The sequence below is a fragment of the Massilia sp. UYP11 genome (assembly GCF_050434805.1).
GTDB lineage: Bacteria > Pseudomonadota > Gammaproteobacteria > Burkholderiales > Burkholderiaceae_D > Telluria.
The window spans coordinates 1-1,374 of the sequence record NZ_JBNDJE010000058.1 but is presented as its reverse complement, the minus strand read 5'-3'; the positions used below and the strand labels follow the sequence as shown (position 1 = coordinate 1,374).

Genomic DNA, 1,374 nt, shown 5'->3' with positions numbered 1-1,374 from the left:
GACTACCAAGGTTATAGGGACAAGCCGTACGGGCAATTAGTACTGGTTAGCTTAATGCATTACTGCACTTCCACACCCAGCCTATCAACGTCCTGGTCTCGAACGACCCTTCAAGGAGCTCAAGGCTCCGGGAAATCTCATCTCAAGGCAAGTTTCCCGCTTAGATGCTTTCAGCGGTTATCTCTTCCGAACTTAGCTACCCGGCAATGCCACTGGCGTGACAACCGGTACACCAGAGGTTCGTCCACTCCGGTCCTCTCGTACTAGGAGCAGCCCCCTTCAAATTTCCAACGCCCACGGCAGATAGGGACCAAACTGTCTCACGACGTTTTAAACCCAGCTCACGTACCACTTTAAATGGCGAACAGCCATACCCTTGGGACCGGCTACAGCCCCAGGATGTGATGAGCCGACATCGAGGTGCCAAACTCCCCCGTCGATATGAACTCTTGGGAGGAATCAGCCTGTTATCCCCAGAGTACCTTTTATCCGTTGAGCGATGGCCCTTCCATACAGAACCACCGGATCACTATGTCCTACTTTCGTACCTGCTCGACTTGTCGGTCTCGCAGTTAAGCACGCTTATGCCATTGCACTATTAGCACGATGTCCGACCGTACCTAGCGTACCTTCGAACTCCTCCGTTACACTTTAGGAGGAGACCGCCCCAGTCAAACTGCCTACCATGCACTGTCCCCGATCCGGATAACGGACCAAGGTTAGAACCTCAAACAAACCAGGGTGGTATTTCAAGGATGGCTCCACGAACACTGGCGTGTCCGCTTCAAAGCCTCCCACCTATCCTACACAGATTGGTTCAAAGTCCAATGCAAAGCTACAGTAAAGGTTCATGGGGTCTTTCCGTCTAGCCGCGGGTAGATTGCATCATCACAAACATTTCAACTTCGCTGAGTCTCGGGAGGAGACAGTGTGGCCATCGTTACGCCATTCGTGCAGGTCGGAACTTACCCGACAAGGAATTTCGCTACCTTAGGACCGTTATAGTTACGGCCGCCGTTTACTGGGACTTCAATCAAGAGCTTGCACCCCATCATTTAATCTTCCAGCACCGGGCAGGCGTCACACCCTATACGTCCACTTTCGTGTTTGCAGAGTGCTGTGTTTTTATTAAACAGTCGCAGCCACCATTTTATTGCAACCCGTTCATCCTTCCACAGTAAAGTGGTCAAACTACTAGGGCGTACCTTATCCCGAAGTTACGGTACCAATTTGCCGAGTTCCTTCTCCCGAGTTCTCTCAAGCGCCTTAGAATACTCATCTCGCCCACCTGTGTCGGTTTGCGGTACGGTCTCGTATGACTGAAGCTTAGAGGCTTTTCTTGGAACCACTTCCGATTGCTTCGTCGCACATGGC

1 rRNA gene is annotated in these 1,374 nt (G+C 51.6%); it reads right to left on the bottom strand.

Features of this window, described 5'->3' with window-relative positions:
* Positions 1-15: 15 nt before the first annotated feature.
* A 23S ribosomal RNA gene (locus ABIB38_RS24150) occupies positions 16-1,374 on the bottom strand; the annotation flags it as partial.